General features: G+C 59.5%; 20 protein-coding genes and 2 tRNA genes. 9 read left to right on the top strand and 13 right to left on the bottom strand.

Translation table 11 applies throughout. The features are described 5' to 3' along the window. Nucleotides 1–108 precede the first annotated feature (108 nt). From rlmF to H4317_RS08200, 5 genes are all read right to left on the bottom strand, one after another. Nucleotides 109–1,032, bottom strand: coding sequence for a 23S rRNA (adenine(1618)-N(6))-methyltransferase RlmF (gene rlmF, locus H4317_RS08220; protein ID WP_185889641.1), 924 nt, complete (start codon nucleotides 1,030–1,032; stop codon nucleotides 109–111). A 526-nt stretch (nucleotides 1,033–1,558) separates the two neighbouring features. Continuing rightward, nucleotides 1,559–3,976, bottom strand: a complete 2,418-nt coding sequence (locus H4317_RS08215; protein WP_185889640.1) for an endonuclease MutS2 — start codon at nucleotides 3,974–3,976, stop codon at nucleotides 1,559–1,561. Nucleotides 3,977–4,083: 107 nt separating this feature from the next. Continuing rightward, nucleotides 4,084–4,779 carry a hypothetical protein gene (locus H4317_RS08210; RefSeq protein ID WP_185889639.1) on the bottom strand — a complete coding sequence of 232 codons (696 nt, stop codon included), beginning with the start codon at nucleotides 4,777–4,779 and terminating at the stop codon, nucleotides 4,084–4,086. Between the two features lie 19 nt (nucleotides 4,780–4,798). After that, a complete protein-coding gene (locus H4317_RS08205) occupies nucleotides 4,799–5,557 on the bottom strand; it encodes a TIGR02757 family protein (RefSeq protein WP_185889638.1) in 759 nt (252 codons plus the stop codon). A 133-nt stretch (nucleotides 5,558–5,690) separates the two neighbouring features. Continuing rightward, nucleotides 5,691–6,692, bottom strand: coding sequence for a LysM peptidoglycan-binding domain-containing protein (locus tag H4317_RS08200; protein WP_185889637.1), 1,002 nt, complete (start codon nucleotides 6,690–6,692; stop codon nucleotides 5,691–5,693). 270 nt (nucleotides 6,693–6,962) lie between these two features. Between H4317_RS08200 and kdsB the strand changes: the two genes are divergently transcribed. Further along, on the top strand, nucleotides 6,963–7,712 hold the full coding sequence (gene kdsB, locus H4317_RS08195; RefSeq protein WP_185889636.1) for a 3-deoxy-manno-octulosonate cytidylyltransferase: 750 nt from the start codon (nucleotides 6,963–6,965) through the stop codon (nucleotides 7,710–7,712). 43 nt (nucleotides 7,713–7,755) lie between these two features. Here the strand turns inward: kdsB and H4317_RS08190 are convergent, their stop codons facing one another. From H4317_RS08190 to gap, 6 genes are all read right to left on the bottom strand, one after another. After that, the gene (locus tag H4317_RS08190; protein WP_185889635.1) at nucleotides 7,756–8,598 is read right to left on the bottom strand and encodes a hypothetical protein; all 843 of its coding nucleotides are present in this window, start codon (nucleotides 8,596–8,598) and stop codon (nucleotides 7,756–7,758) included. A gap of 353 nt (nucleotides 8,599–8,951) precedes the next feature. Next, nucleotides 8,952–11,066: a glycoside hydrolase family 97 protein gene (locus H4317_RS08185; protein ID WP_185889634.1), complete on the bottom strand. Its 2,115-nt coding sequence runs from the start codon at nucleotides 11,064–11,066 to the stop codon at nucleotides 8,952–8,954. 136 nt (nucleotides 11,067–11,202) lie between these two features. Next, nucleotides 11,203–11,655: a DUF1622 domain-containing protein gene (locus tag H4317_RS08180; protein ID WP_185889633.1), complete on the bottom strand. Its 453-nt coding sequence runs from the start codon at nucleotides 11,653–11,655 to the stop codon at nucleotides 11,203–11,205. A gap of 87 nt (nucleotides 11,656–11,742) precedes the next feature. Next, nucleotides 11,743–12,087, bottom strand: coding sequence for a translation initiation factor (locus tag H4317_RS08175; protein ID WP_185889632.1), 345 nt, complete (start codon nucleotides 12,085–12,087; stop codon nucleotides 11,743–11,745). 55 nt (nucleotides 12,088–12,142) lie between these two features. After that, the gene (locus H4317_RS08170) at nucleotides 12,143–13,012 is read right to left on the bottom strand and encodes a diacylglycerol/lipid kinase family protein (RefSeq protein ID WP_185889631.1); all 870 of its coding nucleotides are present in this window, start codon (nucleotides 13,010–13,012) and stop codon (nucleotides 12,143–12,145) included. A gap of 134 nt (nucleotides 13,013–13,146) precedes the next feature. Then, the gene (gene gap, locus H4317_RS08165; protein ID WP_185889630.1) at nucleotides 13,147–14,154 is read right to left on the bottom strand and encodes a type I glyceraldehyde-3-phosphate dehydrogenase; all 1,008 of its coding nucleotides are present in this window, start codon (nucleotides 14,152–14,154) and stop codon (nucleotides 13,147–13,149) included. Between the two features lie 251 nt (nucleotides 14,155–14,405). Here gap and H4317_RS08160 point away from each other — a divergent pair. The 5 genes from H4317_RS08160 (at nucleotide 14,406) to H4317_RS08140 (ending at nucleotide 18,765) form a co-directional block, all read left to right on the top strand. Beyond that, nucleotides 14,406–14,477, top strand: a tRNA-Glu gene (locus tag H4317_RS08160). Between the two features lie 85 nt (nucleotides 14,478–14,562). Then, nucleotides 14,563–15,156 (top strand): Crp/Fnr family transcriptional regulator, encoded by a 594-nt coding sequence (locus H4317_RS08155; protein ID WP_185889629.1) that lies wholly within the window; start codon nucleotides 14,563–14,565, stop codon nucleotides 15,154–15,156. A 70-nt stretch (nucleotides 15,157–15,226) separates the two neighbouring features. Beyond that, nucleotides 15,227–15,607 (top strand): DUF4260 domain-containing protein, encoded by a 381-nt coding sequence (locus H4317_RS08150; RefSeq protein WP_185889628.1) that lies wholly within the window; start codon nucleotides 15,227–15,229, stop codon nucleotides 15,605–15,607. A gap of 112 nt (nucleotides 15,608–15,719) precedes the next feature. Beyond that, a complete protein-coding gene (locus tag H4317_RS08145) occupies nucleotides 15,720–17,894 on the top strand; it encodes a bifunctional alpha,alpha-trehalose-phosphate synthase (UDP-forming)/trehalose-phosphatase (protein WP_185889627.1) in 2,175 nt (724 codons plus the stop codon). A gap of 160 nt (nucleotides 17,895–18,054) precedes the next feature. Then, nucleotides 18,055–18,765 carry a M48 family metallopeptidase gene (locus H4317_RS08140; protein WP_185889626.1) on the top strand — a complete coding sequence of 237 codons (711 nt, stop codon included), beginning with the start codon at nucleotides 18,055–18,057 and terminating at the stop codon, nucleotides 18,763–18,765. 70 nt (nucleotides 18,766–18,835) lie between these two features. Here H4317_RS08140 and H4317_RS08135 read toward each other — a convergent pair whose 3' ends face one another. Then, a complete protein-coding gene (locus H4317_RS08135) occupies nucleotides 18,836–20,620 on the bottom strand; it encodes a glycoside hydrolase family 15 protein (protein ID WP_185889625.1) in 1,785 nt (594 codons plus the stop codon). 172 nt (nucleotides 20,621–20,792) lie between these two features. Between H4317_RS08135 and H4317_RS08130 the strand changes: the two genes are divergently transcribed. The 3 genes from H4317_RS08130 (at nucleotide 20,793) to H4317_RS08120 (ending at nucleotide 24,061) form a co-directional block, all read left to right on the top strand. After that, the gene (locus H4317_RS08130) at nucleotides 20,793–21,500 is read left to right on the top strand and encodes a TVP38/TMEM64 family protein (protein WP_185889624.1); all 708 of its coding nucleotides are present in this window, start codon (nucleotides 20,793–20,795) and stop codon (nucleotides 21,498–21,500) included. Nucleotides 21,501–21,578: 78 nt separating this feature from the next. After that, nucleotides 21,579–21,650, top strand: a tRNA-Glu gene (locus tag H4317_RS08125). A gap of 236 nt (nucleotides 21,651–21,886) precedes the next feature. Beyond that, nucleotides 21,887–24,061, top strand: a complete 2,175-nt coding sequence (locus H4317_RS08120; RefSeq protein WP_185889623.1) for a hypothetical protein — start codon at nucleotides 21,887–21,889, stop codon at nucleotides 24,059–24,061. A 65-nt stretch (nucleotides 24,062–24,126) separates the two neighbouring features. Here H4317_RS08120 and H4317_RS08115 read toward each other — a convergent pair whose 3' ends face one another. Further along, nucleotides 24,127–26,115, bottom strand: coding sequence for a PAS domain S-box protein (locus tag H4317_RS08115; RefSeq protein ID WP_185889622.1), 1,989 nt, complete (start codon nucleotides 26,113–26,115; stop codon nucleotides 24,127–24,129). Between the last annotated feature and the right edge of the window lie 25 nt (nucleotides 26,116–26,140).

The following is a 26,140-nucleotide window of genomic DNA, read 5'->3' as shown; positions in this document are numbered from 1 at the left end:
GTTCTTTCTCTGCCACAACTAGCCAGCACAAGAACTGTCGCCAAAATCGGCACTAGTTTCATCAATAGTTATCGGTAAAGCTTTTGAGTTTCCCATTGAGCAACCGCCTTACTTCCAGCGGCGGGCGGCCCAGGCTTGCTGCTGCTCGGCATTCTGAAACGTCCAGGCCACGAGGCGGCTGACCTTTTGGCCGTGTACCAGCTCGATGGTCTTCACGTCGAGGGCGGCGGTTTTGGAGAGGAAGTAGTAGATGCTGCGCAGGGTTTCCTTTTTGGAGATGAGCGACGTAAACCAGAGCACCCGCGAGGCCAGCGGCACGCTCTGCTCCACCATGCGGCGCACAAACTGCTCCTCGCCGCCCTCATACCACAGCTCCGTGTTGCGCCCCCCGAAGTTGAGCACGGGCTCCAGGGTTTTGGCGTAGCCCAGGTTGCGGCCTTTGCGCTGGCTGCCGGCCGCCGCTTCTTCCGCCGAAGTATGGAAGGGCGGGTTGCACACCGTCAGGTCGAACTCCTCGCGGGGCTTCACGATGCCGTCGAAAATGTCGGTGGCGTGGTATTGCTGGCGCAGCTCGATGCGGCCGGCCAGCACGGGGTTGGCGGCCACCATGTGCTTGGCCGCCTTCAGGGCCATGCCATCAATATCGGAGCCCACGAAGTGCCAGTTGTATTCGCGCGTCCCGATGATGGGGTACACGCAGTTAGCGCCCACGCCCACGTCCAGCACGTGCACGGCCTTGCCCTGCGGCACTTCGCCTCCGTTGGCGGTGGCCAGCAGATCAGCGGCGTGGTGCAGATAGTCGGCGCGGCCGGGAATGGGCGGGCACAGGTAGCCGGCCGGAATGTCCCAGCTGGCCACGCCGTAGAACTGCTTGAGCAGGGCCTGGTTCAGGGCCTTTACGGCGGCGTAATCAGAGAAATCAATGCTTTCGTCGCCGTATTTGTTGGGGGCCACGAAGGGCGCGAGGGCCGGACTGGCGGCAATAAGCTGCGCGAAGTCGTAGCGGGCGGAGTGGCGGTTGCGGGGGTGCATGGCGGTGAGGCAACAGGTGAAAGTGGGTGTAAAGCTACGGGTTGCGGCACCGATAGCCGGCTTTTCCGGCCGCGTCCCAGTACTATCCCCTCTTCCCCTCCCTCTTTTTCCGGCTGCGGAAGCCCGCCTAGGCGCCTCCGGCCCAGGCCATGTAGGGAATAAGAGTGACCAAACCAACCACGTCATTCCCTAAAACCACACGTCATTCCGAGCTTGCCGAGGAATCTCGCTAGTGTAGTAAATACCACCATAACCTCAGTACGCGAGATTCCTCGGCAAGCTCGGAATGACGTTCCTTAGCTACCAGCACCCCTCACTCGGCAAAACCAATGGTTTCGGAGCCGCGAGGCAACCTCACTCGAAAAGAACAATGGTTTCGAAGCACTGAGGCAGGCTCACGAGCAAAAAACAATTGGTTTGAAGCACAGAGGCGGCCTCACAGCCTAAAACCATTTGATTTTAAGCTGTGAGGCCGCCTCAGTTCCTGGAAACCAACTGCAACTGGTCGGCCGGGGGCTGCGGGGCGCTACTTGAGCACGGCCACCGTGGCGCCGTCGCCGCCCCGGTCGGCGTGCTCGTCGGCGACGCTGGCCACCTGGCGGGTGCGGTGCAGATAGTCGCGCACCACCTGGCGCAGCACGCCGTTGCCGCGGCCATGCAGAATCTTGATTTCCGGTACGCCCAGCATCACGGCATCGTCTACGTAAGCCGTGATTTTGGTGAGGGCATCTTCGGCCCGTTCGCCGCGCAAGTCCAGCGTGGGGCTGAAGCTGGACATCTTGCCCGTAGTATCAAAGCCCGCGTACTGCGACGGAGCCTTGCGGGCCGCTTCCTTCTCCCGCTCCCGAATTTCGGAGCGTGTCAGCTTTTCGAGCTGGCCGATTTTCACGATGGTTTTCATGCCGCCGAAGCTCACCTCGGCGGTTTTGCCCTTCACGCTCATCAGCTCGCCATAGCCTTCCTGCCCAATCAGCGCCACTTTGTCGCCGACTTTGAGCGTACCGGCTTCGGCCAGCTCGCGGGTGGCTTTAGGCTTGGGCGGCTCAATCTGCAGCTTCTCGCGCACAAACGTATCGAGCTTGCCGCGGGCCTCCTTGGTCTTCTCCTTGTCGGCTTGGCCGAGGCGGATTTCCTGGATAGTGGCCTCAATCTGCTGGTTGGTGTCGCGAAGGAGCAGCTTGGCTTTCTGCTTGGCTTCGCGCAGTACTTCCAGCGTGGTGTCGTCGAGGTACTTTTTCAGGTCCTGGTATTCCTGGGCGGCTTTCTTGAGGCGGCGCTCCTGCTTGGCGGCTTCGGCGGTGCGGGCTTCTAGGTCGGCCTTTTCCTTTTCGAGTCCTTCGAGCAGCCGGTCGTAACGGATTTTGTCCTTGCCCACCAGCTGTGTAGCGCGCTCCACGAGTTGCTTCGGCAAGCCGATTTTGCGGGCAATTTCGATGGCAAACGACGAGCCCGGCTTCCCGATTTCGAGGCGGTAGAGCGGCTGCAGCTGCTCGGGGTCGTAGCGCATAGCCCCGTTCACGATGCCGGGCGTGCGCTCAGCGTAGTTCTTGAGGTTGGTGTAGTGCGTGGTGATGACCCCAAAGCTGCGCGCCCGGTTCAGCTGCTCCAGCACCGACTCGGCAATGGCGCCGCCCAGCACCGGCTCGGTACCCGTCCCGAATTCGTCGATGAGAATCAGGCTGCGCTTGCCGGCCAGCGTCACAAACTGCTTCATGCTCAGCAAGTGCGACGAGTACGTGCTCAAATCGTTTTCCAGGCTCTGCTCGTCGCCGATATCGAGGAAAATATCATCGAACATGCCCGCCTCCGACCCTTCACCGGCCGGAATCAGCAGGCCGCACTGCAGCATGTACTGCACCAGCCCCACCGTTTTCATGCTCACGGATTTACCGCCGGCATTCGGCCCCGAAATCAGCAGGATGCGCTGCTCCGGCGTGAGCTCAATATCGAGCGGCACCACTTCGCGCGGGTCGTCCTTGGCGTGGTTCTGAAACGCGAGGTAGAGCAGCGGGTGGCGCACCCGCTTCCACAGCATCTGGGGGCGCGGGTGCAGCGCGGGCAGCGTGGCTTCCAGGCGCAGCGCCAGCAGCGCCTTGGCCCGGATAAAGTCGAGCAGGCCGAGGTACTGGTAGGCTTTGCGCAGGTCCGGAATGTGCGGGCGCAGCTGGTCGGTGAGGGCCGTCAGAATGCGGATCAGCTCCCGCTGGTAGGCGTTTTCGAGGTCCTTGATGTCGTTATTCAGCTCGAAAACGGCTTCCGGCTCTATAAACACCGTCTGCCCCGAAGCCGACTCATCGTGAATCAGACCTTTCACGCGGCGCTTGTGCTCGGCAATAACGGGCAGCACCAAACGGCCACCCCGGATGGTGGGCTCGGCCCCATCGGGCACCCAGCCTTCGTTTTTGGCGTGGCGCAGGATGCCGGCAATCTGCTTGCGCAGCAGGCCTTGGCGCGTAATCAGCTCCTGCCGAAGCTGGCGCAGCAGCGGCGAAGCGTCGTCGCGCACCTGGCCTTCGTCGTCCACCACTTTGTCGAGGGCGGCCAGCAGGTTGCGGTCTACCTGCACCCCGATGCCGAGCAGGCGCAGGGTCGGGTACAGGTCTTCGGGGGCCTGGGTGAAGAAGGTGAGGGCCTGCCGAATGGTGCGCAGACTCATTTTCACGGCAAAGAAGGCCGCTACGTCGAGGTAGGCGCCGGGCAGGCTGGCCCGCACCATTTGCGGGTTTACGTCGTGGTAGTGCTGGGAGGGGAAGTCGGCTCCGCTGTGCAGCAGGAAGCGGAACTCGTCGGTCTGGAGCAGGAGCTTCTGGAGCTGGTCGTGCTTGGTCTGGAAGCTCATCTTGGCCAGAAACTGGCGGCCGAGCGGGCTCAGGCACAGGCCTTCCAGCATCTCGCGCAGCTGCGCGAAGCCTATTTTCTGCTCGAAATTCTGAGGAAGAATCAAATCAGGTAGTCTTGAAAATCGGAATGGAGTGCGAAGATAAACAGTAGCAGAGACGGGAAAGATTCAGTAGAGTTAATAAAGTATTGCCCGAAGTTCACGCCTATACTTTACCCTCTGGCGCGGCGGGCATTCCACCAAGTACCCAGATAAGCTAGTCCGTTGGCATATGCCATACACACAGCACCCCATTTTCCATCCTTAAGACCGTGTTGGAGTAGGTGGTAGGTGAAGTAGCACAACCCAACCACGATAAACCAGCCTATTATAGTGGCTAATGGTTTTTCGAAGAATGTTTTTTCACGCTGAATATTGCGCCCCACTTCACCAGAAACAGTTGGCTTTTCCTCAGGTACCACTGCCATAGTTTGTTGGCGTTCAAAATCAGCGGCAAACGTATGAAAGTCGTCGGCCGGGCAGAACGTTGCGCTATGACAGAGCTCTATCTTACCACCAGAATGAAGGCGCAGTCGAAACCGGCCGTCTTCTCCATTCTTGTAGTACGAGTAGGAAACAATCTGCTGTAAAGGGACGATTTGCTCCGGTAAGCCGGCAGCTTGGACAGCGAGGCTTTCGGCTGTTAATGACACGACAAGCTCACGTAAGGCCAGCTTTTTGATTGCGTAATACCCTATAGCACAGGACATGGCAGTCCATACAATTATCCAGACCCAATAATAAGCCGTTGTGAAATCCAGCTTTAGAGGCACTGCTATTCCTGTAACTGCATATACCAAGAATATACCCGAGAAGATACCAATTGCAGGCCCAGTCTCCAGGTTCTGGATAGTGTAAGTAGTTGTCATTGCATCCGGCTTACCTGCACTACATCTCTCCTTCCACGCCCAGCCCGAATAGGGCAAAATCGTACTTCACGGGGTCCTGCGGGTCGAAGGTGCGCAGGTGGGCGGTGAGGTCTTCGGCGGCCAGCCAGTCCATCTGCTTGCGGTCCAGCAGGCCCAGGCGGCGCGCTACCCGCTCCACGTGCACGTCGCAGGGGCAGACCAGCTCACTCATGGGCAGGCGCGTCCAGAGGCCGAAATCCACGCCGCGGCTGTCCTGACGGACCATCCAGCGCAGATACATGTTCACGCGCTTGCAAGCCGAGCCGCGGGCCGGAGTAGCCACGTGCTTGCGCGTGCGCTGGGGTGCGTCGTCGAGGCTGAAGAACAGGTTGTGGAAATTTTCGAGCCGCTCCTTTTGGGTGCTACCGATCAGAAAGGCGTCTTCCAACGTGGCGTGGCCGCCGTAGTACCAACGCAGCCAGTGTACAAAGTAGAGCAGGTCGGTGTCGCAGAAGGTGCGGTGGCAGAAGCCCAGCAGGCCTTTCAGGTCGTCGTCGGAATGCTGGGTGATGAACTGGTAGGGCGCGTCGTCCATGCGGCGCAGCAGCTCGGTCACCTTGCTGATGATAGTAGGCCGCCGCCCCCAGGCCAGCAACGCCGCAAATAGCCCGCTGATTTCTACGTCCTGCCGCTGCGTAAAGCGGTGCGGAATCTGGATAGGGTCGTTGAGGATGAAGGCCGGCTGGTTGTAGCGGGCGTAATTCTCTTCGAGGATAGTGCGGACCTGAGCGTGATTCATAGCTTGCAAGAATAAAGAACGTCATGCTGAGCGCAGCCGAAGCATCTTGGTAGTGTGGTAAATGATTCTACTACACTACCAAGATGCTTCGGCTGCGCTCAGCATGACGTTCTGAATTGGATTATTTCCTCCCTTACGGTACGTAGCTGGTTTCCACGCGGAAGCGGGCGTCGGGGGTGGCCAGGCGCTGCACAGCGCGGGGCGAGAGGCGCACCAGAATGTTGCTGTTTTCGCCGGTATCGGGCAATGGGCCAATGACGCGCACGTACACCGACTGCCCATTCATGATGTTGCGCACCTGCATGATGGTGCCCACGGCGGCCGTTTTGTGCAGAGCCAGATACTTGTCGGTGGTGCTGTTAGGAATGCTGGTGGCCAGGCCACTTTCCGTCACGCGGTGCACAATTTCACTGGCGCGGGTGGGTGTGCGGTCTTCCTCTTTCTCTTTAGGGGTACTAGGGGCGGCTACGGCCGTGTCCTTATCGGGCTGTTTGCTGCTTTCTTCCGGCCGCTCGGCGCGGGTTGGCGCGGGTGTTGGGCGGGTCGGGGCAGGCGTAGTGGCCACGGCGGGCTCGCGCGTAGCCGGAGCAGTAGGCGTTTCGCGACGCGCCGGGGTGCTGCCGCTACCAGCGGCCACAATCAGGGTTTCGCCAACGCGCACATTGTACGATGTGGCGAAACCATTAAGGCGGGCCAGTTCGGCGGGTGTTGTCTGGAAGCGGCGGGCAATGGCGTAGAGCGTTTGCCCGGCTTCTACTTTATACACGCGGTTACCACGGGCGTCGGTAGGCAAGGCGCGGGACGCTGCGGAAGCCGCAGGAACCGTAGCAGTAGCGGCCTTGGGCGCGGTGGGCGTGTTCATAACCGCCCGCTGGCGAGGCACCAACACAATCTGGCCTGTGACGAGGGCGCCATTCTGGCCCGCGTTGGCTTCCACTATCTGATCTACGGGAACTTTGTAGCGGCGCGAGAGGCCGTAAAGGGTTTCGCCGGGCGCCACGCGGTGCTTAATCAGCATCTTGCCATTGCGGTACTCCACCCCGATAGAGTCGGGAGGAGCTACCAGGCCGGGGGCCGCCAGAGCCGAAAAACCAGAAAGAACAAGCGTGGCGGACAGCAACGAAAATCGAAACATACAATCAACAGGCAAAGGCAGCAACGGACACTAAACGGCAAAAAACCGCTGCCGTGCATAAATTCTGCCGAAAGTTAGGGATTCGCGCGCAGTAGCCCAGCCTGATAGTACGACATCAGTTTTTTATTGCTCGTTTTCCAGAAAATACTGGGTTTTATAACGGCGGCAGCAGCCGGGCCTTCAGTGGCACTTGCGTACCAAAATAAGTGCGTTAGCTGGCCCGACGGTTTTTCCCGTTGTTTGTGCTTTCACCTTTTCCAGCTGCTATTTATGCTCGCCATCGGAATTATTCCCGCTCGTTTTGCCTCCACCCGCCTGCCCGGCAAGCCCCTCATCGACCTCGGTGGCCAGTCCATGATTCAGCGCGTGGTGGCGCAGGCCCGCCAATCCAGCCTGAGCCGGGTGATAGTGGCCACCGATGATGCGCGCATTCTGGAGCACGTCCGGGGATTTGGCGGAGAAGCCGTGCTGACCAACCCTGACCACCCCAGTGGCACCGACCGGGTGCGCGACGCCTACGAGCAGCTGGGCGTGGCCGCCGACTGCATCATCAATATTCAGGGCGACGAGCCGTTCATTCATCCCGCCCAGATTGATGCACTGGTGCAACTGTTTGCCGTGCCGCAGCCGCCCCCGCTGGCTACGCTGGTGAAGCCGGTCGTCAGCAGCGAAGAGCTGTTTAGCCCGCACCTGCCCAAAGTAGTGCTCGATGCGCAGGGCAACGCGCTGTATTTTAGCCGCCACCCTCTACCCTACCAGCGTCAGCATCCGCAGGCCGAGTGGTTACAGCATCACCGCTACCTGCGCCACATCGGTCTCTACGCTTACCGCCCCGACGTGCTAACAGCCATTACCCAGCTCCCACCCTCGCCACTGGAGCTGGCCGAAAGCCTAGAGCAGCTGCGTTGGCTGGAAGCTGGCTACCGCATCCAGACCGCTGAAACCGAGCTGGAAACCATCGGCATCGACACGCCCGAAGACGTGGAGCGGGCGTTGCAGTACTTGGCAAGCAGGAACTGATTTCCTGAGTTAACCTACCTGCTGCTTCCAATTCTCCGGGCAGCTAAGACGAGGGCGGTGCCAGCCGAATGGCTTTGGCAAGGCGCATGAATTGCTCCAGCCGCACTTCGGGTTGTTCGTAGGCGCGGCCGTCGAATACTATTATCCCGCTGGGTGTGCTCAGCAGCAGCACCAGGGCCCGGCCTTCCTTGCCCGCGTAGTTGAAGGTTATCACGTTTTCGTAGGCATAGTGGCCGTTGATGGTGCCGTTGATTTCCTGCACGTTATCCACGCTGGCCACCGTACGGTATTCCCGGATGATGGACAGGGCTATGTCCTGAATTGTTGTGCGCTCGGCAACGGGCGGCAGCGTTGTTACCCGAAACAGCGTGGCGTGCGCCGTGTCGCCTTCAGCCCCGATGCGGCCCTGGGGCGCATAGACCGTCCAGCGTCCGAGCTGCGGGCTTAGCTGCCGGAAGTCAGTATCCAGCATGTTGACCTGAAAACCCAGTGCTTCCTGTTGCTGCACTTTCACGGCGGGGTCGTAGTGCGCCGTGAGCAGTATCTGCTGGCAATCCGCGGCTGCACCGGGCAACATTTTCGGATACACCCCGACCACCAGCGTCACGCGGCTACTGTCGCCGAAAGCCAGCAAAGCGGCCGTCAGGCCGGGCCCGCGGCGGTAAGGCTGCGTCAGGAACACGGCTGGGTGGCCGTTGTAGGTGAGGCGGCGCAAAGCCGTGGCCGGAATATCGGACTGGCCGGCCAGTTCTTTCTGCAGTTGCTTTAGATACGCGGAAAAATTCACCCCAGGCATTTCTACCACCTGCACAAACTGCAGCGGATTGAGGCGTAGCAGTTGCTCCTGAGGATTGAACTTGTACTCGGCGGGAGTGGCTAGCAGCATGTGAGTGCCTGGTACGCGCCGGTGTTGCGGCGTGGCTTTGGTGGTAACAGTAGCCGGAATTTCTTCGGGGGTGAAGCGGCAGCTGCCGCACAACAGCAACAGAGCCTACAGTAGGGTTGCTACAACGCGCTTAGCGTTCATAATAAGCACTAACTAATAGGTAGACCGGATTTTCGGAAGTGCAGTAAAGCTACGCTTCCTGACTTCATACAACAACGGGAAAGTGCTGCTTTGTTGGGTAGCTCCGTGGCTGGCAGAACGGCCTCCCCAGACGCCAAAAGCCCCAACGGAGCAGTCTCACCCCTTGCGTGATAGGCCGCCCCGCCGGGGCTTTTTATAGTAGTAGTTCAGCGCTATTTACCGGCTTCCACCACGCTGATGGCGTAGCCGCCGCCCGGCGCGCAGTATTGCGCCAGCTTGGATTTACGGGTCACGTTGAGCTTGCGGATGGTGTAGGCCTGCGGGTTTTTCTCATAGTGCGCATCCTTGTCGTCGGCGTAGATGGTGGCGACGTACTTCTTGCCAGACTCCAGGAAATCGAGCTTGATGGTGCTGGTGCGGCCCTGCTCGTCGCAGGAGCTGCCAATGAACCAGCTGTTTTTGCCTTTGGCTTTGCGCGCAATGGTTACGTAGTCACCAGGCTCGGCTTCCAGTACGTGCGTATCATCCCAGTCCACGGCCACGTCCTTGATGAACTGGAAGGCGTCGAGGTGCTGGTTGTAGTGCTCGGGCAGGTCGGCGGCCATTTGCAGCGGGCTGTACATGGTCACGTAGAGGGCCAGCTGCCGGGCCAGGGTGCTGTGCACAAACGACGTATTGCTGGGGTTGAGCTTGCTGACTTTCGTTTCGAAGATGCCCGGCGTGTAGTCCATCGGGCCGCCAATCAGGCGCGTGAAGGGCAGAATGGTGGTGTGGTCGGCGTTGTTGCCGCCGAAGGCTTCGTACTCGGTGCCGCGGGCAGCCTCGTTGCCAATCAGGTTCGGAAAGGTGCGGCTCAGGCCGGTGGGGCGCACGGCTTCGTGGCCGTTCACCATGATTTTGTGCTCGGCGGCCTGCTCCAGCACGTAGTTGTAGTGATTGATGAGCCACTGGCTGTAATGGTGCTCCCCGCGCGGCAGCACGTCGCCCACATAGCCGGTTTTCACGGACGTATAGCCGTACTTGTTCATGAACTGGAAGGCCGTGTCCAGGTGTCGCTCGTAATTGCGCGCCGAGCCGCTGGTTTCGTGGTGCATCATCATGCGCACGTTTTTGCTGGCCGCGTAGCGTTGCAGCTCCTGCACATCAAAGTCAGGGTACGGCGTCACAAAGTCGAATACGTAGTCTTTGTGCTTGCCGAACCAGTCTTCCCAGCCCGTGTTCCAGCCTTCCACCAGCACCGCATCAAACCCGTGCTTAGACGCAAAATCGATGTACTCCTTGACGTGAGCCGTGTTGGCGGCGTGCGTACCGTTAGGCTTCACCGTTTTGTAGTCGATGGAGTCGAGCTTGATGTTCTCTTGGTTGGTGTATGACCAAGTGCTCTTGCCCGTAATCATCTCCCACCACACGCCCACGTACTTCACGGGCTTGATCCACGACGTGTCCTTGAACTTGGTAGGTTCGTTGAGATTGAGCACCAGCTTGGACTCCAGAATATCGGCGGCTTGGTCGCTCACAATCACCGTGCGCCACGGCGACTGGCAGGGCGTCTGCAAGTAGCCTTTGTCGCCGAGGGCGTCGGGCGTCAGGTGCGACTCCAGCACAAAATTCTTATCGTCGAGCTCCAGATGCATGGCCGAATAGTCGATAAGAGCCGCTTCGTGGATGTTGATATAGAGGCCATCCTTGCTCTTGAGCATGAGCGGCGTTTGCAGGCCTGTGCCCGAGAAAGGCGTCTGCGAGGCATTTGGCGTAGTGGCTGCCTTCATCTTGCCCCGCACTTCCGACAGGTTCGAGGTGACAGTGCTGTACTCCTGCGTGTCGTAGTCGCCGGGCAGCCAGAAAGCTTTCTGGTCGCCGTTGAGGGCAAACTGCGTCCGCTCCTCCTTCACCACGAAGTAGGCCAGCTCCGGCTGGCGCGGAAACTCGTAGCGGAAGCCTAGGCCGTCATCAAACAGCCGAAACCGCACCCGCATGACGCGCTTGGTGGCCGTTTGCGTGAGCGTCACGGCCAGCTCGTTATAGTGGTTGCGGATGGTTTTCACCTCGCCCCACACCGGCTGCCAGCTTTCGTCGGCGGTGCGGCGCTCGGCGGCCGTTTGGCTGAAGCCACTGGTAAGGCTGGTGGTACCTTTCAGGTCGAGGCCCAGCTTGCTGGTTTTCAGGACTGGGCGGCCTTTGTAGCTGAGGCTATAAGTGGGCACGCCGTCGGACTGCAGGTTCACGCTCAGCGTCAGCTGCTTGTTCGGCGACTGAATGTCCTCGGCGCGGGCGGCGCTCCACACAAAGCAACACAGCAACAGCAGGGAAAGTCGGGATAGATTCATGCGGAGAAGGTGGGAATGAAGGAAAACGAAGGACCGATATAACGCAGCAATGGCCCGGAAGCTAAGCGCCGTCTGCGGCGCAAGTTCCGGCATCCGGGCCGGGCGTGCTACTATTCCGTTACCCGGTTTCCGGCTGCTATTGACCAATTTGTTCTTTTGCGTCGTCCGGATTGGTCATTTGCGCATCATCCTGACGGGCCCGGCGCTGAATATGGTGCTCGGCTGAGCTGCGGTGCTCGTCCTTCATTTCACGCGAAAGGAAGAAGTTCAGCGCCGTCCGGATGACAGCAATGGCGCCGAGCTTGCCAATCTGCTCCCAGCTGGGCGCGATGGTGGTAGATAGAATATCGGCCCCGAGCTGAAACTCCAGCGCCAACGCCAGATACCGCGCCAGCGTGAGCCGGATGGCCGTAAAGTCGGCGGTACGGCGGCTGAACAGGCCCTTCACAAACAAAGAACCAGCCACCACCAGCCCCAGCACGATAATACAGGCCCCTACCGCCTCGGCTCCCAGCTTGAGCCACTGCACGGCTCCCACTACCCCTTCTTCAACCTGAGAATAGACGGTAGCGGTTTCCGGAATAGGCATAGCAGAGGATAAAGGAGCCAGTGAATACGTGACGAGTTGGCCACCACGCTATACGCAGCAGAAGCCTGGTTGTACTACGCTCAGCCTTTATCCGCCCGCCTTTTTGGCCTTGTAGCCTTTTTCAAGGAGCACCGCCAGCACTTTGTCACGGAAGTCCCCCTGGATGATGATTTCGCCGTCTTTGGCGTTGCCACCCACGCCGCACTTGGTTTTGAGCAGCTTGCCCAGGTCTTGCAAATCGGCATCCTGGCCCACGAAGCCGGTAACGAGTGTCACCTGCTTGCCCCCGCGCGACTTTTTGTCGAGCTGCACGCGCAGGTTTTGTTGCTGGGGTGGCAGCGTGGCGGTGGTTTCGTCGCCGGTTTCCTGGTACTCAAAATCGGGGTTGGTGGAATACACCACGCCTTGGCGGCGGTTTTTGTCGGCTTTCATGGATTGGAGGTGCAGCTTGCTGGAAGGTAGGATGCAAAAATACGGTTGCCGCCTTCTACACCGCTACTTCCAGCGCCAACGGATGCAGCAGCACTTCAAAATCGGTAGCATCGTCCACGTAGTCGCCATCGACATGGAAGCCCAGCGGCGTAGCGGCCCGCACTAGCACGTGCCGCGAGGTATGGTACACGGCCCCGCCGGAAACGGCCAGAGTACCCAGCGCCAGCCCCAGCCCCACGCGCACCGCCCGCGGCAACGACAGCCCATCAATCAGGCACACGTCCAGCAACCCATCCTGGATGTTGGCGCGCGGCGCGATGTAGGCGTTGTTGCCGTATTGCGCGGCATTGGCGAAAGCCAGCACGTAGCAGTGCGTATCAAACAGTTCTTGGCCTTCTATCGTCACCTGCACGGGCGTGGGCCGGAAGCGGCGGTATTCGCGCAGAGCCACTTTCACGTAGGTGCTGAGCCCGCGCGTGCCGGCCTGTGCAAACATCTTGCTTACATGCGCGTCAAACCCTAGCCCGGCCGTGCAGAAGAAAGGCCGCCCGTTGATTTCGCCGGTGTCGATGCGTTGGAAAGTGGGCTGGCAGACGCGGCGCACCGCGCCCGGCAAGTCCAACGGTATGTGTAGATGGCGGGCCAGCCCGTTGCCGGAGCCGCGCGGCACGATGCCCAGCGCCGTTTCGGTGCCCAGCAGCCCCCGCCCTACTTCGTTCACGGTGCCATCACCGCCCACCGCCGCCACCACGCGGTAGCCTTCCGCCGCGGCCTGCCGCGCCAGCTCTTCGGCGTGGCCAGCATATTGAGTAGGCCAGATGGCGAAGTCGGCACCGGCCGTGGTAGCGTAGCGCGTGAGCAGCGCCGGCACGTCTTGGCTGCGGTTGGTCCCGGATGTAGGATTCAGGATAAAGCAGATACGCACGAACGGTGGAATATGGGAGTGGTGAATCGGGAGGTTAAAGATAGAACAGTCTCCTGCACCTGCCACAAAAACAAAAGCCGCCTGCCCGGTTTCCCGGACAGGCGGCTTTCTACCTTATAGCAAAACCCGAAGGCTTAGCCGTTCATTTTCTCGCCCAGCTTCTGGATGAGGTCGGCGGTGCGGGTGGAGTAGCCGGTTTCGTTGTCGTACCAGCCTACCACTTTCACCAGCGTACCGTTGGCCGAAGTCAGCTCCGAGTCGAAGATGCACGAGTGCGGGTTGCCCACGATGTCGATGCTCACCAGCGGATCAGTGCTGTACTCCAGGATGCCTTTCAGGGGACCTTCAGCAGCAGCTTTCACGGCCGCGTTGATTTGCTCCTTGGTTACTTCCTTCTTCAGAATCACGGTCAAGTCCGTGGTCGAGCCATCCGGAATAGGCACGCGCATAGCAATACCGTCCAGTTTACCCTTCAACTGCGGCAGCACCAGGCCCACGGCTTTGGCAGCACCCGTGCTGGTTGGGATAATGCTGTAGGCAGCGGCGCGGGCGCGGCGCAGGTCTTTGTGCGGCGCGTCCTGCAGGTTCTGGTCGGAGGTGTAGGCGTGCACCGTGGTGATGTAGCCTTTCTCGATGCCGAACGCATCGTCCAATACCTTGGCCATAGGGGCCAGGCAGTTGGTAGTGCACGAAGCGTTAGAGAGGATGGTTTCCTCGCCGGTCAAAATGTCTTCGTTCACGCCCAGTACTACCGTCGGGATGTTGCCGGTAGCAGGAGCCGAAATAACCACTTTCTTAGCACCAGCTGTAAGGTGCTGGCCTGCGCCAGCCTCATCTACGAAGCGGCCCGTGCTTTCCAGTACCACGTCCACGCCCATGTCGCCCCATGGGAGCAGTTTGGGGTCACGCTCAGCCAGAGCGTGAATGCGCTGGCCGTTTACAGTCAGGCTTTCTTCGTCGTAGGCTACGGTGCCGTTGAAGCGGCCATGAACCGAGTCAAACTTGAGCAGGTGAGCCAGCGTTTTGTTGTCCGTCAGGTCGTTGATGGCCACGACTTCCACGTTGTCGCGCTCGAGTAGCGCTTTGAACGTCAGGCGGCCAATCCGGCCGAAACCGTTAATGGCAACTTTGATTTTAGCCATAGTTGTATGGGGGAATGGGGAGTGTATCGGTCCCGAAGGGCCGGGTGAAAACGCGGAGCGAAGGTAACGGGCTCCGGGTACTTCGCCAAATCGGGGGGTACCTGCCGGAAATAGTGGACTATTTGAAAAAATTTACCTCTGACAATCAGCCTGTTTTCACAGCTGAAACAAAAATATTATACCATGGTGCTTGTCCGGCGCGTATCGGCTTCTATCTTTGCACCACCAAAACGGAAAACGCCGTTTATCATGGTCCGTTCGTCTAGGGGTTAGGACAGTAGATTTTCATTCTACCAACAGGGGTTCGATTCCCCTACGGACTACTTCAACACCCGCTTCGATTCATTTCGAAGCGGGTGTTTTTGTTTTCGGCTGTTCTTGACTTCGAGCGGCTGCGTACCTTGGGCCATGCATCCGCTCCGCGCCTACATTCACCGCTTTGTGCCCTTCTCTGATGCCGAATGGGAACCACTGGCCGCTGCCCTTACCACGCGCCAGCTTCGCCGCAAACAGGATTTTGTGACGCAGGGCGCGGCGGCCCCCGAACTTGCACTACTGCTTAGCGGCGCCTGCCGCCTGTTCTATACCCGTCCCGACGGCGAGGAGCGTACCACGTATTTCTTTTTCGAAAACCACCTGATGGGCAGCTACCAGAGCTGCCTGACGGGCCAGCCCAGCCAGTTCGGGATTCAGGCGCTGGTGCCGACCGAGCTGGTTACGTTTCCGTACGCGGTGCTGCGCGGCCTGTTTGATGTGCATCCGGTTTACGAGCGATTTGGCCGGCTGCTGGCCGAATACCATCTGCTGGGTACTGATGCCCGGCTGGCAGAATTGCTGCTGCTCAGCCCCGAGGAACGGTACCGGGCGCTGCTGCGCAGCCATAAAACCAAGATTCCGGCCCGGATTCCGCAGCACTACATTGCCTCCTATCTGGGTGTGACACCGGTTTCGCTGAGCCGCATTCGGGCGCGAGTGCAGGCCGAGGACGGTCTGATTTCTTAGCTTTTGTTAACGAGTTTCGGTAGGCCGGCGCCGGACCTTTGGGAGGTTGTTTCATTTTACTCCTACCCCGATGAAAACCTTACTCAAACTCGAAGAACTAGCCGAACTGCTGGTTGCTATGGTAGTTTTCGCGCACCTGCCCTTTGCCTGGTGGTGGCTGCCGGCCCTGTTCCTGCTGCCCGACCTGAGCATGCTGGGCTACCTGGCCGGGCCACGGGCGGGTGCCGCCAGCTACAACCTGCTGCACCATAAAGCACTGGCCTTGGCCGTGGGCCTGCTGGGCTGGTGGCTGGGGCAGCCACTGCTACTACTGGCCGGCACTGTGCTGCTGTTTCATTCGGCCTTCGACCGGCTGCTAGGCTATGGCCTGAAGTACAGTACCGGCTTTCATACTACCCACCTCGGAGCCATTGGCACGACTGCCAGAGCGCCAGAAGTATCTGCTTACTAGTAGTCCAGACAGGCACTATTCCGGCCGCGCGGTAGAAAAAGTGCTGTAAAAAAATAATGGCTACCCGTCATTTTCTCCCGTAAAGCTTAAGGTTCATCATCTCAACCTTAGCATGTCGCGAACCATTATCGTCTCAAACCGCCTCCCTACCAAGATCCAGCGCACCGAAGAAAGCCTCACGTTTCAGCCCAGCGAAGGCGGGCTGGCTACCGGATTAGGCTCCATCTACCGCCAGGATGGCAACGTGTGGGTGGGTTGGCCGGGGCTGTTTGTGGAAGATGCGGCGGAAGAAGAATACGTCTGCGAGCAGCTGAGCCACGACAGCATGGTGCCCGTGTTTCTGACCGAGGCTGAAATCCGGGATTTTTACGAAGGATTCAGCAACTCCACGCTCTGGCCTACTTTCCACTACTTTACACAATACGCCACCTACGAGCAGGAGCACTGGGATGCGTATGTGGCTGTGAACGAGAAATTCTGCCGGGCCGTGCTGGCCCAGGCTGGCCCCGAAGACACGATTTGGGTGCACGACTACCAGCTGCTACTGCTGCCCGAAATGCTGCGCCTTGAGCGGCCGGAAGCTACCATCGGCTTCTTTCTGCACATTCCCTTCCCTTCCTACGAGTTGATTCGGGTGTTGCCATGGCGGGCCGAATTGCTGCGCGGCATGCTCGGGGCCGACCTGATTGGCTTTCATACCTTCGGCTACATGCGCCACTTTCTGAGCGCCGTGCAGCAGCTATTGGGGCTGTCGTCGCAGAACGGGCAGATAGACGTGCCCGACCGGATGGTGCTGGTTGATGCCTTCCCGATGGGTATCGATTACAAACGTTACGTGCGGGCCGCGGCCTCAGAGGCAGCTAAAATGCACGAGGCCAACTATCGTGAGGCTTTGCGTGAGGTGCGCGTAATTCTGTCCATCGACCGGCTCGACTACTCCAAAGGCATTGCCCAGCGGCTCCGGGCCTTTGAATTGCTGCTGCAGCGCTACCCCGAGTGGCGTGAGCAGGTGAGCCTGATTATGGTGGTGGTGCCTTCCCGCGACCAGGTGGCCCAATATGCTTCTTTGAAGGAGGAAATTGATGAATTGGTGGGCCGCATCAATGCGCAGTACCGCACCATCACCTGGAATCCTATTCACTACTTCTACCGCTCCTTCCCGCTCGAAGAACTAGCCTCCCTCTATCGATTGGCCGAAGTGGCCCTCGTGACACCTATGCGAGACGGGATGAACCTGGTAGCCAAGGAATTTGTGGCCAGCAAGGCGGATAAGAAGGGCGTGTTGATTCTGAGCGAGCGGGCCGGCGCGGCGCGCGAACTGTCCGACGCCCTCATCATCAACCCCACCGATATGGGCCAGTTGGCCGAAGCCATGCACGACGCACTGGTGATGCCCGAGGAAGAGCAAGTGCAGCGCATGGGCGCCATGCAAGCCTTGGTGCGTCAGTACAACGTGTTTGCCTGGACCAAGCTGTTTATGGCGCGCCTCGAGTATAGCAAGATGAAACAGCACACCATGGCCACCGAAAAGCTTACGCCTGCTACCACGGCGGGCCTGCTGGCCGAGTACCACGCCACCGACCAGCGTCTGCTGCTGCTTGACTATGATGGTACGCTGACTGGCTTCCATGCCAACCCGCAGCGCGCCCAGCCCGACCAGGAATTGCTGCTGCTGCTGCGCGCCCTCACCGAGAATCCGAAGAACCGCGTGATTATCATCAGCGGCCGCGACCGGACGACACTGGAAGCTTGGCTAGGCCATTTGCCCGTCGATTTTATTGCCGAACACGGCGTGTGGCTGCGGCCAGCCGGCGAGGAATGGCAGTTGTTCCAGACCCTGAACAACGAGTGGATGCGCGAAATCCGGCCGGTGCTGGAGCTGTACGTGGCCCGTACCGCTGGCTCATTCATCGAGGACAAGGAGTATTCGCTGGTGTGGCACTACCGCCGCGCTGATGCCGAACTGGGAGCCGTGCGGGCCCGCGACCTGCTCAACCACCTCACGTTCATGACTTCAAACTCCGATTTGCAGGTCATGGAAGGCAACAAAGTCATCGAAATCAAAACGGCGGGCATCAATAAGGGTACCGCCGCTTCCCGGTGGCTGGCCACTTATCAACCCAACTTCATGCTGGCTATCGGTGACGACCGTACCGATGAAGACACCTTCCGGGCCATGCCGCCTGAAGCGTACACCATCAAGGTTGGCACCGATTCCCGCTCACTGGCTCGCTTCCACGTGGCTTCCACGACGGATGTACGCCACCTGCTGCGGCAGCTGCTATAGCGCAAGCTAAAAGAATTGTCTGTCGTCCTGAACGTGGAGAAGGACCTTGTTACGCTTAACCGTGCTGTTGCCACAATAGCCAGTTAAGCGTAACAAGGTCCTTCTCCACGTTTAGGATGACGGTATATTTGTATCCTTTTCTGCTTCCTTTTTGCCCATCATGCCTCAACTTCTCATCGACGACCTGCAGGTGGAAGTCGTGCGCAAGAACATCCGGACGCTGCGCCTGAGCGTGCATATGCCCGATGGCCGGGTGCGCGTATCGGTGCCGCTGCGTACTCCTGATGAAACCGTGCGGGAACTGGTGACGGCTCGCCGCGCCTGGATCCAAAAGCATCAGGCCAGCTTTGCAGCCCGCGAGCAGCCGGCCCGGCTGCAGTACGTTTCAGGAGAGCTACACGCCTACCAAGGCCAGTCTTATGAACTGCAGGTGCATGCCACTGCCGGCCCGGCGCGGGTGGTACTGCAAGAGCAGCAGCTCCACCTACACATCCGTGAGGATAGTACCGCTGCGCAGCGCGAACAGGTACTGGCTGCCTGGTACCGCCAGCGCCTGCGCGAACAACTGCCCATGCTGGCCGCCAAATGGGAGCAGGTAGTAGGCGCGCAGGCCCGGACCTGGGCCATCCGGCAGATGAAAACCCGCTGGGGCACCTGTAACATTCAGGCCCGGCGCATCTGGCTGAACCTAGAACTCATCAAGCGCCCCCTGCCTTGCCTCGAATACGTGGTAGTGCACGAGTTGACCCATCTGCACGAGCGGTACCACAACGCCCGCTTTTGGGGCCTGATGGACCACTTCATGCCCGACTGGCGCCACCACAAAGCCGAACTGAACCGCGTGCACCTCCGCGCCGCCGACGCCGATTAAGCATGCCCACAAAAAAGGCCCGCCAGACGCTATGTGTCTGGCGGGCCTTTCTGTGTTCTGAAGCTGTGGCTTATACGAATGTAGGCCGGTCCAGCTTTTTGGCAATGCGGTAAGCAGCATTCACGAGGCCCACGTGGCTATAGGCCTGCGGGAAATTGCCCCATTGCGAACCGGTTTTGGCGTCCACATCTTCACTCAACAGCCCTAAGTGGTTAGTATAAGTGATGAGCTTTTCAAACTCCCGCACGGCATCATCGAGGCGGCCGACGCAGGCCAGCGTCTCCACATACCAGAAGGAGCAGATTAGGAACGTGGTTTCAGGTGTGCCGAAGTCGTCGGGGTGGCGGTAGCGGTAAAACAAGCCTTCCGGGGTCATCAACTCCTTTTCCAGCGCCTCCAGGTGGCGGTGGGCCCGCTCGGTGGTGGGGTCGAGGTAGCCCATCATGATGAGCTGCAGGGTGCTGGCATCGAGGTGCGGCGAGCCAATGGCGTTGGCATAGGCCTGATGCTCCTCGCTGAAACACTGCTCAATCCGGCGCTCCGACTCGTGCATCAGCCGGGTAGCCAGGGCTTCCATTTCAGGGTTTTTCAGGGACTTGGCCACCTTGCAGGCGGCGTGGCTGCCGGCCCAGTGAAACAGGTACGTGTAGCAATGGTACTGCGCAATATGGCGGAACTCCCACAGGCCGGCGTCGGGCTGGTCCATGGTTTTCTCAATCATGTGCAGCGCTTCGTACACCAGCTTTTCGGGGCTGGCTCGCTCCGGGTCGATAAAGCGGCAGTCAACATAAAGCGGCAGCAACGCCACCAGAATCTGCCCATACACGTCATTCTGAATGTGTGTGTAGGCATCGTTGCCGACGCGCACGGGCTGGTTGCCGAGGTAGCCGGCCAGCGGCAATTCCCGCTCCGTCAGCTCCGAGGCTCCGCTAATGCCGTAAAGCGGCTGGTACTTGTCTTTGACCTTGGTCGAAATGTTGGCGATGTAGTGGAAGTACCGCTCCATTTCCTCGAAGTGCCCAATGTTGTTGAAGGCCGTGAGGGTGTAGAACGTGTCGCGCATCCAGCAGTAGCGGTAGTCCCAGTTGCGGGTGCTGCCGGGTGCTTCGGGCAGGCTCATGGTGCTGGCCGCAATAATGGCTCCCGTGTCCTCGTACTGGTGCATCTTCAGGGCCAGCGCCGACCGGATTACGGCCTCCTGCTGGAAATTGCTGATGCTGGTGCTTTTCACCCACTTGCGCCAGTAGTCTACGGTACTGAGCAAAAACCGCTCGGCGGTGCTGGCCAAAGCGGCTTCCAGCGGCGCGCCGTAGGTGAGCACCAGGTATTTGGTTTCATTGAGCACGAAGTCCTCGCCTTCCAGCACGTAGGTCAGCGGAATGTCCGTAGTGAGTCGAATTTCCTCATCAAGGCCGAGGTAGGCAATGTGGTTGGAGCTGCGGCGGCGGCTCAAACGAGTCTGCCCATAGTCCCCGACGGGGTTGCAGGTCACCTTAATACGTGGCGTACCCGCCAGCGGCTCCAGCTTCCGAATTAGCATCAGGGGCTTATAATACCGCTCGTACTGCGGAAAGCGCGGAGCAAAGTCCGTGACACGGTAGCGGCCGTCCTCGTTTTCGATTTCGGTGCACAACACGTTGGTGTTCTGCTTGTAGTATTGATGGGTCTCAAAAGTGCCGGGCGCAGAAGGCCGGATGCTGAACTCGCCGCCCTTCTGTTCATCGAGCAGGTCGCCGAACACAAAGCTGCTATCAAAACGGGGCCAGCAGAGCCAGGCCACGGAAGTATCCTTGCGAATGAGGGCGAGGTAGGCGCAATTGCCAATCAGGCCCATGTCGTAGGTGTGTTTGGTCATCAGGAGGTGGAGTGGTGGAGTGATGAAGTGGAGGCTGGACAGGCCCCGCCGCCCGTCCACTGCTCCCCTAGTACCCCGACAGTGCTGCCGAGGTTGCCGCAGCCCTGACAGGCTTGGCTCCGTAGACGACTCCTGGCACGCCATACGCCGCGCCGCCACCTTACTTTCTTCTATGCCTGCTACTGCCACTGCTCCCCGCCGCCGTTCCTCCCGCCTGCCTTTGTATCTGTCGCTCTCGTTTGTGGTGGCGCTGGTAGCCACCTATTTCTTCTGGCCCGCATTTCAGGCGGCGGTGCAGGAAGCCTTTTCGGCCCTGAAAAGTGGCGAACAAGCCCGTATTTCCGCTTGGATGGAGCAGTTCGGCAATTGGGGGCCAGTAGTACTCGTGGGGCTGATGGTGGTGCAGATGTTTCTGTTTGTGGTAAATGTGGTGGCCCTGATTCTGGTAGCCATCCTGGCGTACGGGCCGTGGTGGGGTTCCTTACTGGCCCTAACAGGAGTGGTGATGGCCTCCACGGTGGGCTACGGCCTGGGCCGGCTGATGGGCGAGTCGTTCGTGGCGCGGCTGCTGGGGCGCAAAACCGAAAAGAAAGTCATTGGGATTGTGGAGCGCTATGGCGTGTGGGCCGTGGTTATTGCGCGCCTCTCTCCTGCCCTTTCCGACGATGCCATCAGCTTTGTAGCGGGGGTAGCACGCATGGGCTACTGGAAATTTATGGCCGCCACAGTGGCCGGCGTAGTGCCCCTAATTGCGCTGCTGGCCTACCTCGGCGAGGAAAGCAACCGTCTGAAAACCGGCCTGCTATGGGTGTCCGGCGTGAGCCTGCTGCTGTTCGGAGCCTACATCTGGTGGGACCAACGCCGGCAAAAATCCGCGTAAATCATAGCTCAGGACTTGCAGGATACCTTTTTCGCGTCTTATCTTTGCACCACCAAAACGGAAAACGCCGTTTATCATGGTCCGTTCGTCTAGGGGTTAGGACAGTAGATTTTCATTCTACCAACAGGGGTTCGATTCCCCTACGGACTACAAAAAAAGCCTTCCGCATGATGCGGGAGGCTTTTTTATTTACTGCGCTAACTGTAACAGCATAGGTCAGGCAGCGACTCCGGCCGCAAGCACAGCCACGTAGCCACCGGCAGGGCAGCACAGAAAAGCAACTTTTCTTATCCGGTTCCATGCTGGGGGCCCTACCTTTGCCCCCTTAGGGGAGCCAAGGCTGCGGCCGGCTTCTGCCTTCTCATCTTCTGATACTGCCCTGCCCCGTGCGCTTTCACCCGGGATTCCGCCTGCTTGTGCCCAGCTTGTTCGTGCTGCTGAGCTTTTTGCTGACTTCACTGGCCGTTTCGGCGCAGCAACCTGCTGCTGGCGGACTGCTACGCGAGTTAGCCCTGCGCACCGATACCACGCGCTACTTGCTGAGCCGCAACACAGTGATGGTGCAGAATGAGGCCAGCCTGTACTTCTACTATGGCCAGGAAGACGAAACGGCCGAGCTAGAGGTATATCCTGAAAACTTCCGGGCCGGCAAGCCGCTCCGTCTTGTGCGCTCCGCCGACTTTCTGCTGCTCGATTCACTGACGGCCGTGCCGGGCGGCCAGTTCTACCGCGCCAAAATCCGCTTCAAGGAACTGACGGCTTCTCGGTTTCTGCGCCTCACCTTCATGCAGGCCCCTGACTCAGTGGGCGCCGCGCCCCGCACCCAGACGGTGAATCTGCTGCCCGTGACGCGCACGACTTTGGAGCTGCGTCTTACTGATACGGAGCTGTTTGTGGGCGAGGAAAAGGTGTTTGAGTTGAGCAGCAACAACCTCAAAAACATCCGAACTACCGCCGACTGGACCAAGGGGCGCGACATCGACTACCGCATCACGCAGGAGAAGGGCGGGCTGCGGCTGCACGTGCTGCCCAATGCGCTGGGTAGCCGCCTGCTCACGGTGCAGGCACAAACAGAGCGGCCATTCCTCACCGACAACAACCGCCGCATCAGTTACGCGCTGCCACCTATTCGGCAGGACTTTACAGTGAAGGCCTCCCGGCTGCGCTTTCTGAGCGTCGATAAAAAGGAAATCACGCTCGATGAAGTGTCGCGGCGCAAAGGCGTGGAGCTGATTCTCGACAACGGCCGCACCTTCGACCTGAAGCGCACTTACCGTATTGAAGAACAAGAGGAAGCCGGCGGCGCGCTAATTGCCGAAGTATTTACGCGCCAGTATCTGACCAACGACCGGGTGCTGTGCTGGCTGCGCGTGTACAACACCCACCGCCAAACCGACAGCTACCTCTACATCAAAGAAAACGACCAAGCCAAGTACATCACCAATTTCAATATCTCGCCCAAAACCACCATCAACGCCGTGAGTGTGCGCCACCGCGGCGGCGACTGGACCAACAGTACCAATGTAAACCCCGGCGAAACGATAGATGTGCGGCTGGAAGGCGAGTCGTTGGCACGGGCGCGGTTTCACTTCGAGGATGTGCAGGTAATTCCGTCCGATTCTAGTATCCGGACGGACGCGGCCGTGGTCTACCGCATTCAGGTACCGGTCACCATCGACAAAAAGCGCATAACTATCTTCAATGCCGGCACTCCTACGGGCCAGAGCCTGTCGGTGCGGGAGTTTCAGCGGCCTCACCCGCTCGATTTCGTGGGCGTGACGTTTGGCGAGTCGGTTCGCCCGATGACGCGCTTCAACGGGCCCGTGCTCTACGACCGGACAGTGAGCGACGTGGTATTCAGCTTCAATACGGCTGGCATCGACTCCGACAAGCAGCTCTATGGCAAGCAGTACCTGACCTTTGATATCCGGACGCAGAATGCCAAGGGGGAACTGATTGAGATGCGCACCCTCGACAACGTGGTAGTGTGCCCCGACGAAACCTCGGTGCGGGCCGCCTTCTACCGCGACAAGCAGTGCCAGGTCGGCAATATCAGCCTCAACAGCCTGCTTTCGGCCCGTAAAACCTACCTGCTCGACGACTGGAGTACCATCATCGTGACGGTGCGGCACACGCAGGCGCAGTATCAGGAGGCCGGTTTCACGCAGAAGTTGGAGCTGGTGTTGCAGCGGCGCGTGAAGTTCGACATCGACATCAGCTTTCCGGGCGGTCTGCTCACCAAGTATAAGGGCGAATCGAGCTTCACGTCATTTGGCGGTATCTCGCTGGCCACGCTGGCGCAGTTCAGCTTTTATCACCCCACCAAAATCAACAAGCTGCGGCCCTACAAGATTGGCGCGGGCTTCGTAGCGCTCAATGCTTTCAACCTAAGCCAGGACCCGGATATCAAGCGCGACCTGGGGTTGGTGGTGCTGGGCTCCGTCTACCCTACCCGCTCCGATGCCAAGCTCACCTTTCCGCTCTACCTCGGCGGCGGCTACCTGATGAACAAACGCTCCTTGTTCTTCCTGTTCGGGCCGGGCATTGGTATCCGGCTTTAGGGCCCAAGCTGGTGGCTTATGCTGCCCTTGCGGCCGAAAACTGCTTCCCCAGTCCAGCAGCATGCTTATTTCACCGGTAACTCGATGCTGACGATAGTGCCCTGGCCAGGGCGCGAGTCGATGGTGAGGGTGCCGCCGAGCAAGCCCACCCGGTTGCGGATGCCGGGTAGCCCAATGCCGTGGAGGTGTGCATTGCTTTGCGCCACATCGAAGCCCTGGCCATTGTCCTCCACTGAAATGGACAGCTGGTTGCCTTCGCGGACCACGTGAATAAATACCTCCTGGGCCTGGGCGTGCTTGATAATGTTGTTGAACAGCTCCTGCAGCATGCGGTAGATGGCCAGCTCCAGCAGTTCCGGCAGTGGCTCGTCCAGGCCTTCCAGGTTCATATGGGCTTTGATGCTGGACCGTGGAATACGCCGAACCAGCTCTTCCAAGGCATATTTCAACCCAAAGTCTTCCAGGATGCCGGGCGTCAGCTCGAAAGAGATACTGCGGGTCATCTTAATGGCTTCATCGAGCAAGGCCAGGCTTTTCTCGCGCTTGTTGTTGGCGCTGGTCCGCTCCAGGTGCAGCTTGGTAGCGTAGAGCAGCTGGCCTACCCCATTGTGCAGAGCCTCGGCAATGCGTTTGCGCTCCGCTTCCTGGGTCTTGAGGATGGCCGATAGCACTTCCTGCTGCTGGTTGAGCTTGAGCCGGGTGGCTTCTTCCAGCAGGCGGTTGCGCTCCGTCACGTCGCGGATGACGGCCAGCACGCCGGATATGCTTTCCTCGCAGGTGCCGCGCAAGGGCACCAGATACGCGTCAAACTGGCCAGGACGACTTACAAAGGGCAGGCCGCTTTGCATAATTCGCTCCCCCTGCAACACCTGCTGAAAGACGGTACGCGCATCCGGCGTGTCGAAACGAGGAAAGATGGAGTAGATGCTTTTGCCCAGCACCGCCGCTTGGGGTAGGCCCGAGTAGAGCTCGGCTTCCCGGTTCCAGGCCGTAATACGCCCTTCCTGGTCGAGGGCCACAATACCGTCAATACTATTGTCGAGCAGGCTTTCGGAGAATTCCTTTTCGGCCCGCAGATGCTCACGGGCGGCGCGCATCTCCGTAATGTCGCGCCACACGGCATGGATGAGGTGCTCCCCCGCCACGGCAATATTGGTCAGCGTAATTTCGAGCCACAGCGGCTTGCCCTGCAAATTGTAGCGGTACCACTCGAAGCGGTGCGCGCCTTTGGCTTTTACAACAGCTTCGTGGTGCTCAATCAGCTGTTGGCTCAGGCGGCCATCGGGCTGCTGCTCGGGCACATTGAATTGCAACGTCTGGCCAACCAAGTCTTTCTTATGCCGGGCACCGGCCAACTGCATAGCAGCCTCATTGCAGTCGACGATGTAGCGGTTACGCACCAGCAGCACGGCGTCGGCGCTTTGCTCGAAGAGCGTCCGGAAGCGGCTTTCACTAGTGGCCAACTCCGCTACCGCCTGGCGGCGTTCGGTAATATCAAGTAGGGCTACCCGGCAGTGCGTAGGGGGCTGTCCTTCCGGCAGCTCAATCACCAGCCCGATGCACTGCGCAAAAAAGCTGGTTTCATTGTCAAGGCGCATTTCCAGCTCGCAGGTTTCCTGGCGCCCAGAGCTGAAGATGCGGGCCAAGAAATCGGCGAAGCGGTGGCGCTCGGCCATCGGCACAAACACACCGAAGCGACGCCCCAGCAGGCGCTGCCGCACGGAGCCCAGCATCTGGCTGCAGCGCAGGTTGAGCTGTGTGATGGTGCCATCGGGGCGCAGGGTACAATACCCTACCGGCGCAAAATCATAGAGGTCGACGTACTGGGCGCGCAGATGGTCGGCCTCCTGCTGGGCCAGCATCAGCTCCTCGCATTGCATTTCCAGCTCTATCTGGTGCACCTGCAGGTCCTGAGTCAGCCGCAGCATTTGTTCCGGCGTTTTGTCGCCGAAACTCTGCGTTACCAACCGCCGCCGACTCTCGGCTTTTTCCCGCAGTTCCTGCAGTACGGAGTTGGTTGGAGAAGAAGGAAAATCGGCTGCATTGTCGTCCATGGTCTTCAGTTAAGAGTCCTTCGAC

The organism is Hymenobacter sediminicola (genome assembly GCF_014250515.1).
Taxonomy (GTDB): Bacteria; Bacteroidota; Bacteroidia; order Cytophagales; family Hymenobacteraceae; genus Hymenobacter; species Hymenobacter sediminicola.
This window is presented reverse-complemented; position numbering and strand designations above follow the sequence as displayed.

Coding starts and splice junctions, on each gene's coding strand:
- rlmF (WP_185889641.1), bottom strand. CDS start 1,032: ATGCACCCCCGCAACCGCCACTCCGCCCGCTACGACTTCGCGCAGCTT.
- H4317_RS08210 (WP_185889639.1), bottom strand. CDS start 4,779: ATGACAACTACTTACACTATCCAGAACCTGGAGACTGGGCCTGCAATT.
- H4317_RS08205 (WP_185889638.1), bottom strand. CDS start 5,557: ATGAATCACGCTCAGGTCCGCACTATCCTCGAAGAGAATTACGCCCGC.
- H4317_RS08200 (WP_185889637.1), bottom strand. CDS start 6,692: ATGTTTCGATTTTCGTTGCTGTCCGCCACGCTTGTTCTTTCTGGTTTT.
- kdsB (WP_185889636.1), top strand. CDS start 6,963: ATGCTCGCCATCGGAATTATTCCCGCTCGTTTTGCCTCCACCCGCCTG.
- H4317_RS08190 (WP_185889635.1), bottom strand. CDS start 8,598: ATGCTGCTAGCCACTCCCGCCGAGTACAAGTTCAATCCTCAGGAGCAA.
- H4317_RS08185 (WP_185889634.1), bottom strand. CDS start 11,066: ATGAATCTATCCCGACTTTCCCTGCTGTTGCTGTGTTGCTTTGTGTGG.
- H4317_RS08180 (WP_185889633.1), bottom strand. CDS start 11,655: ATGCCTATTCCGGAAACCGCTACCGTCTATTCTCAGGTTGAAGAAGGG.
- H4317_RS08175 (WP_185889632.1), bottom strand. CDS start 12,087: ATGAAAGCCGACAAAAACCGCCGCCAAGGCGTGGTGTATTCCACCAAC.
- gap (WP_185889630.1), bottom strand. CDS start 14,154: ATGGCTAAAATCAAAGTTGCCATTAACGGTTTCGGCCGGATTGGCCGC.
- H4317_RS08155 (WP_185889629.1), top strand. CDS start 14,563: ATGCATCCGCTCCGCGCCTACATTCACCGCTTTGTGCCCTTCTCTGAT.
- H4317_RS08150 (WP_185889628.1), top strand. CDS start 15,227: ATGAAAACCTTACTCAAACTCGAAGAACTAGCCGAACTGCTGGTTGCT.
- H4317_RS08145 (WP_185889627.1), top strand. CDS start 15,720: ATGTCGCGAACCATTATCGTCTCAAACCGCCTCCCTACCAAGATCCAG.
- H4317_RS08140 (WP_185889626.1), top strand. CDS start 18,055: ATGCCTCAACTTCTCATCGACGACCTGCAGGTGGAAGTCGTGCGCAAG.
- H4317_RS08135 (WP_185889625.1), bottom strand. CDS start 20,620: ATGACCAAACACACCTACGACATGGGCCTGATTGGCAATTGCGCCTAC.
- H4317_RS08130 (WP_185889624.1), top strand. CDS start 20,793: ATGCCTGCTACTGCCACTGCTCCCCGCCGCCGTTCCTCCCGCCTGCCT.
- H4317_RS08115 (WP_185889622.1), bottom strand. CDS start 26,115: ATGGACGACAATGCAGCCGATTTTCCTTCTTCTCCAACCAACTCCGTA.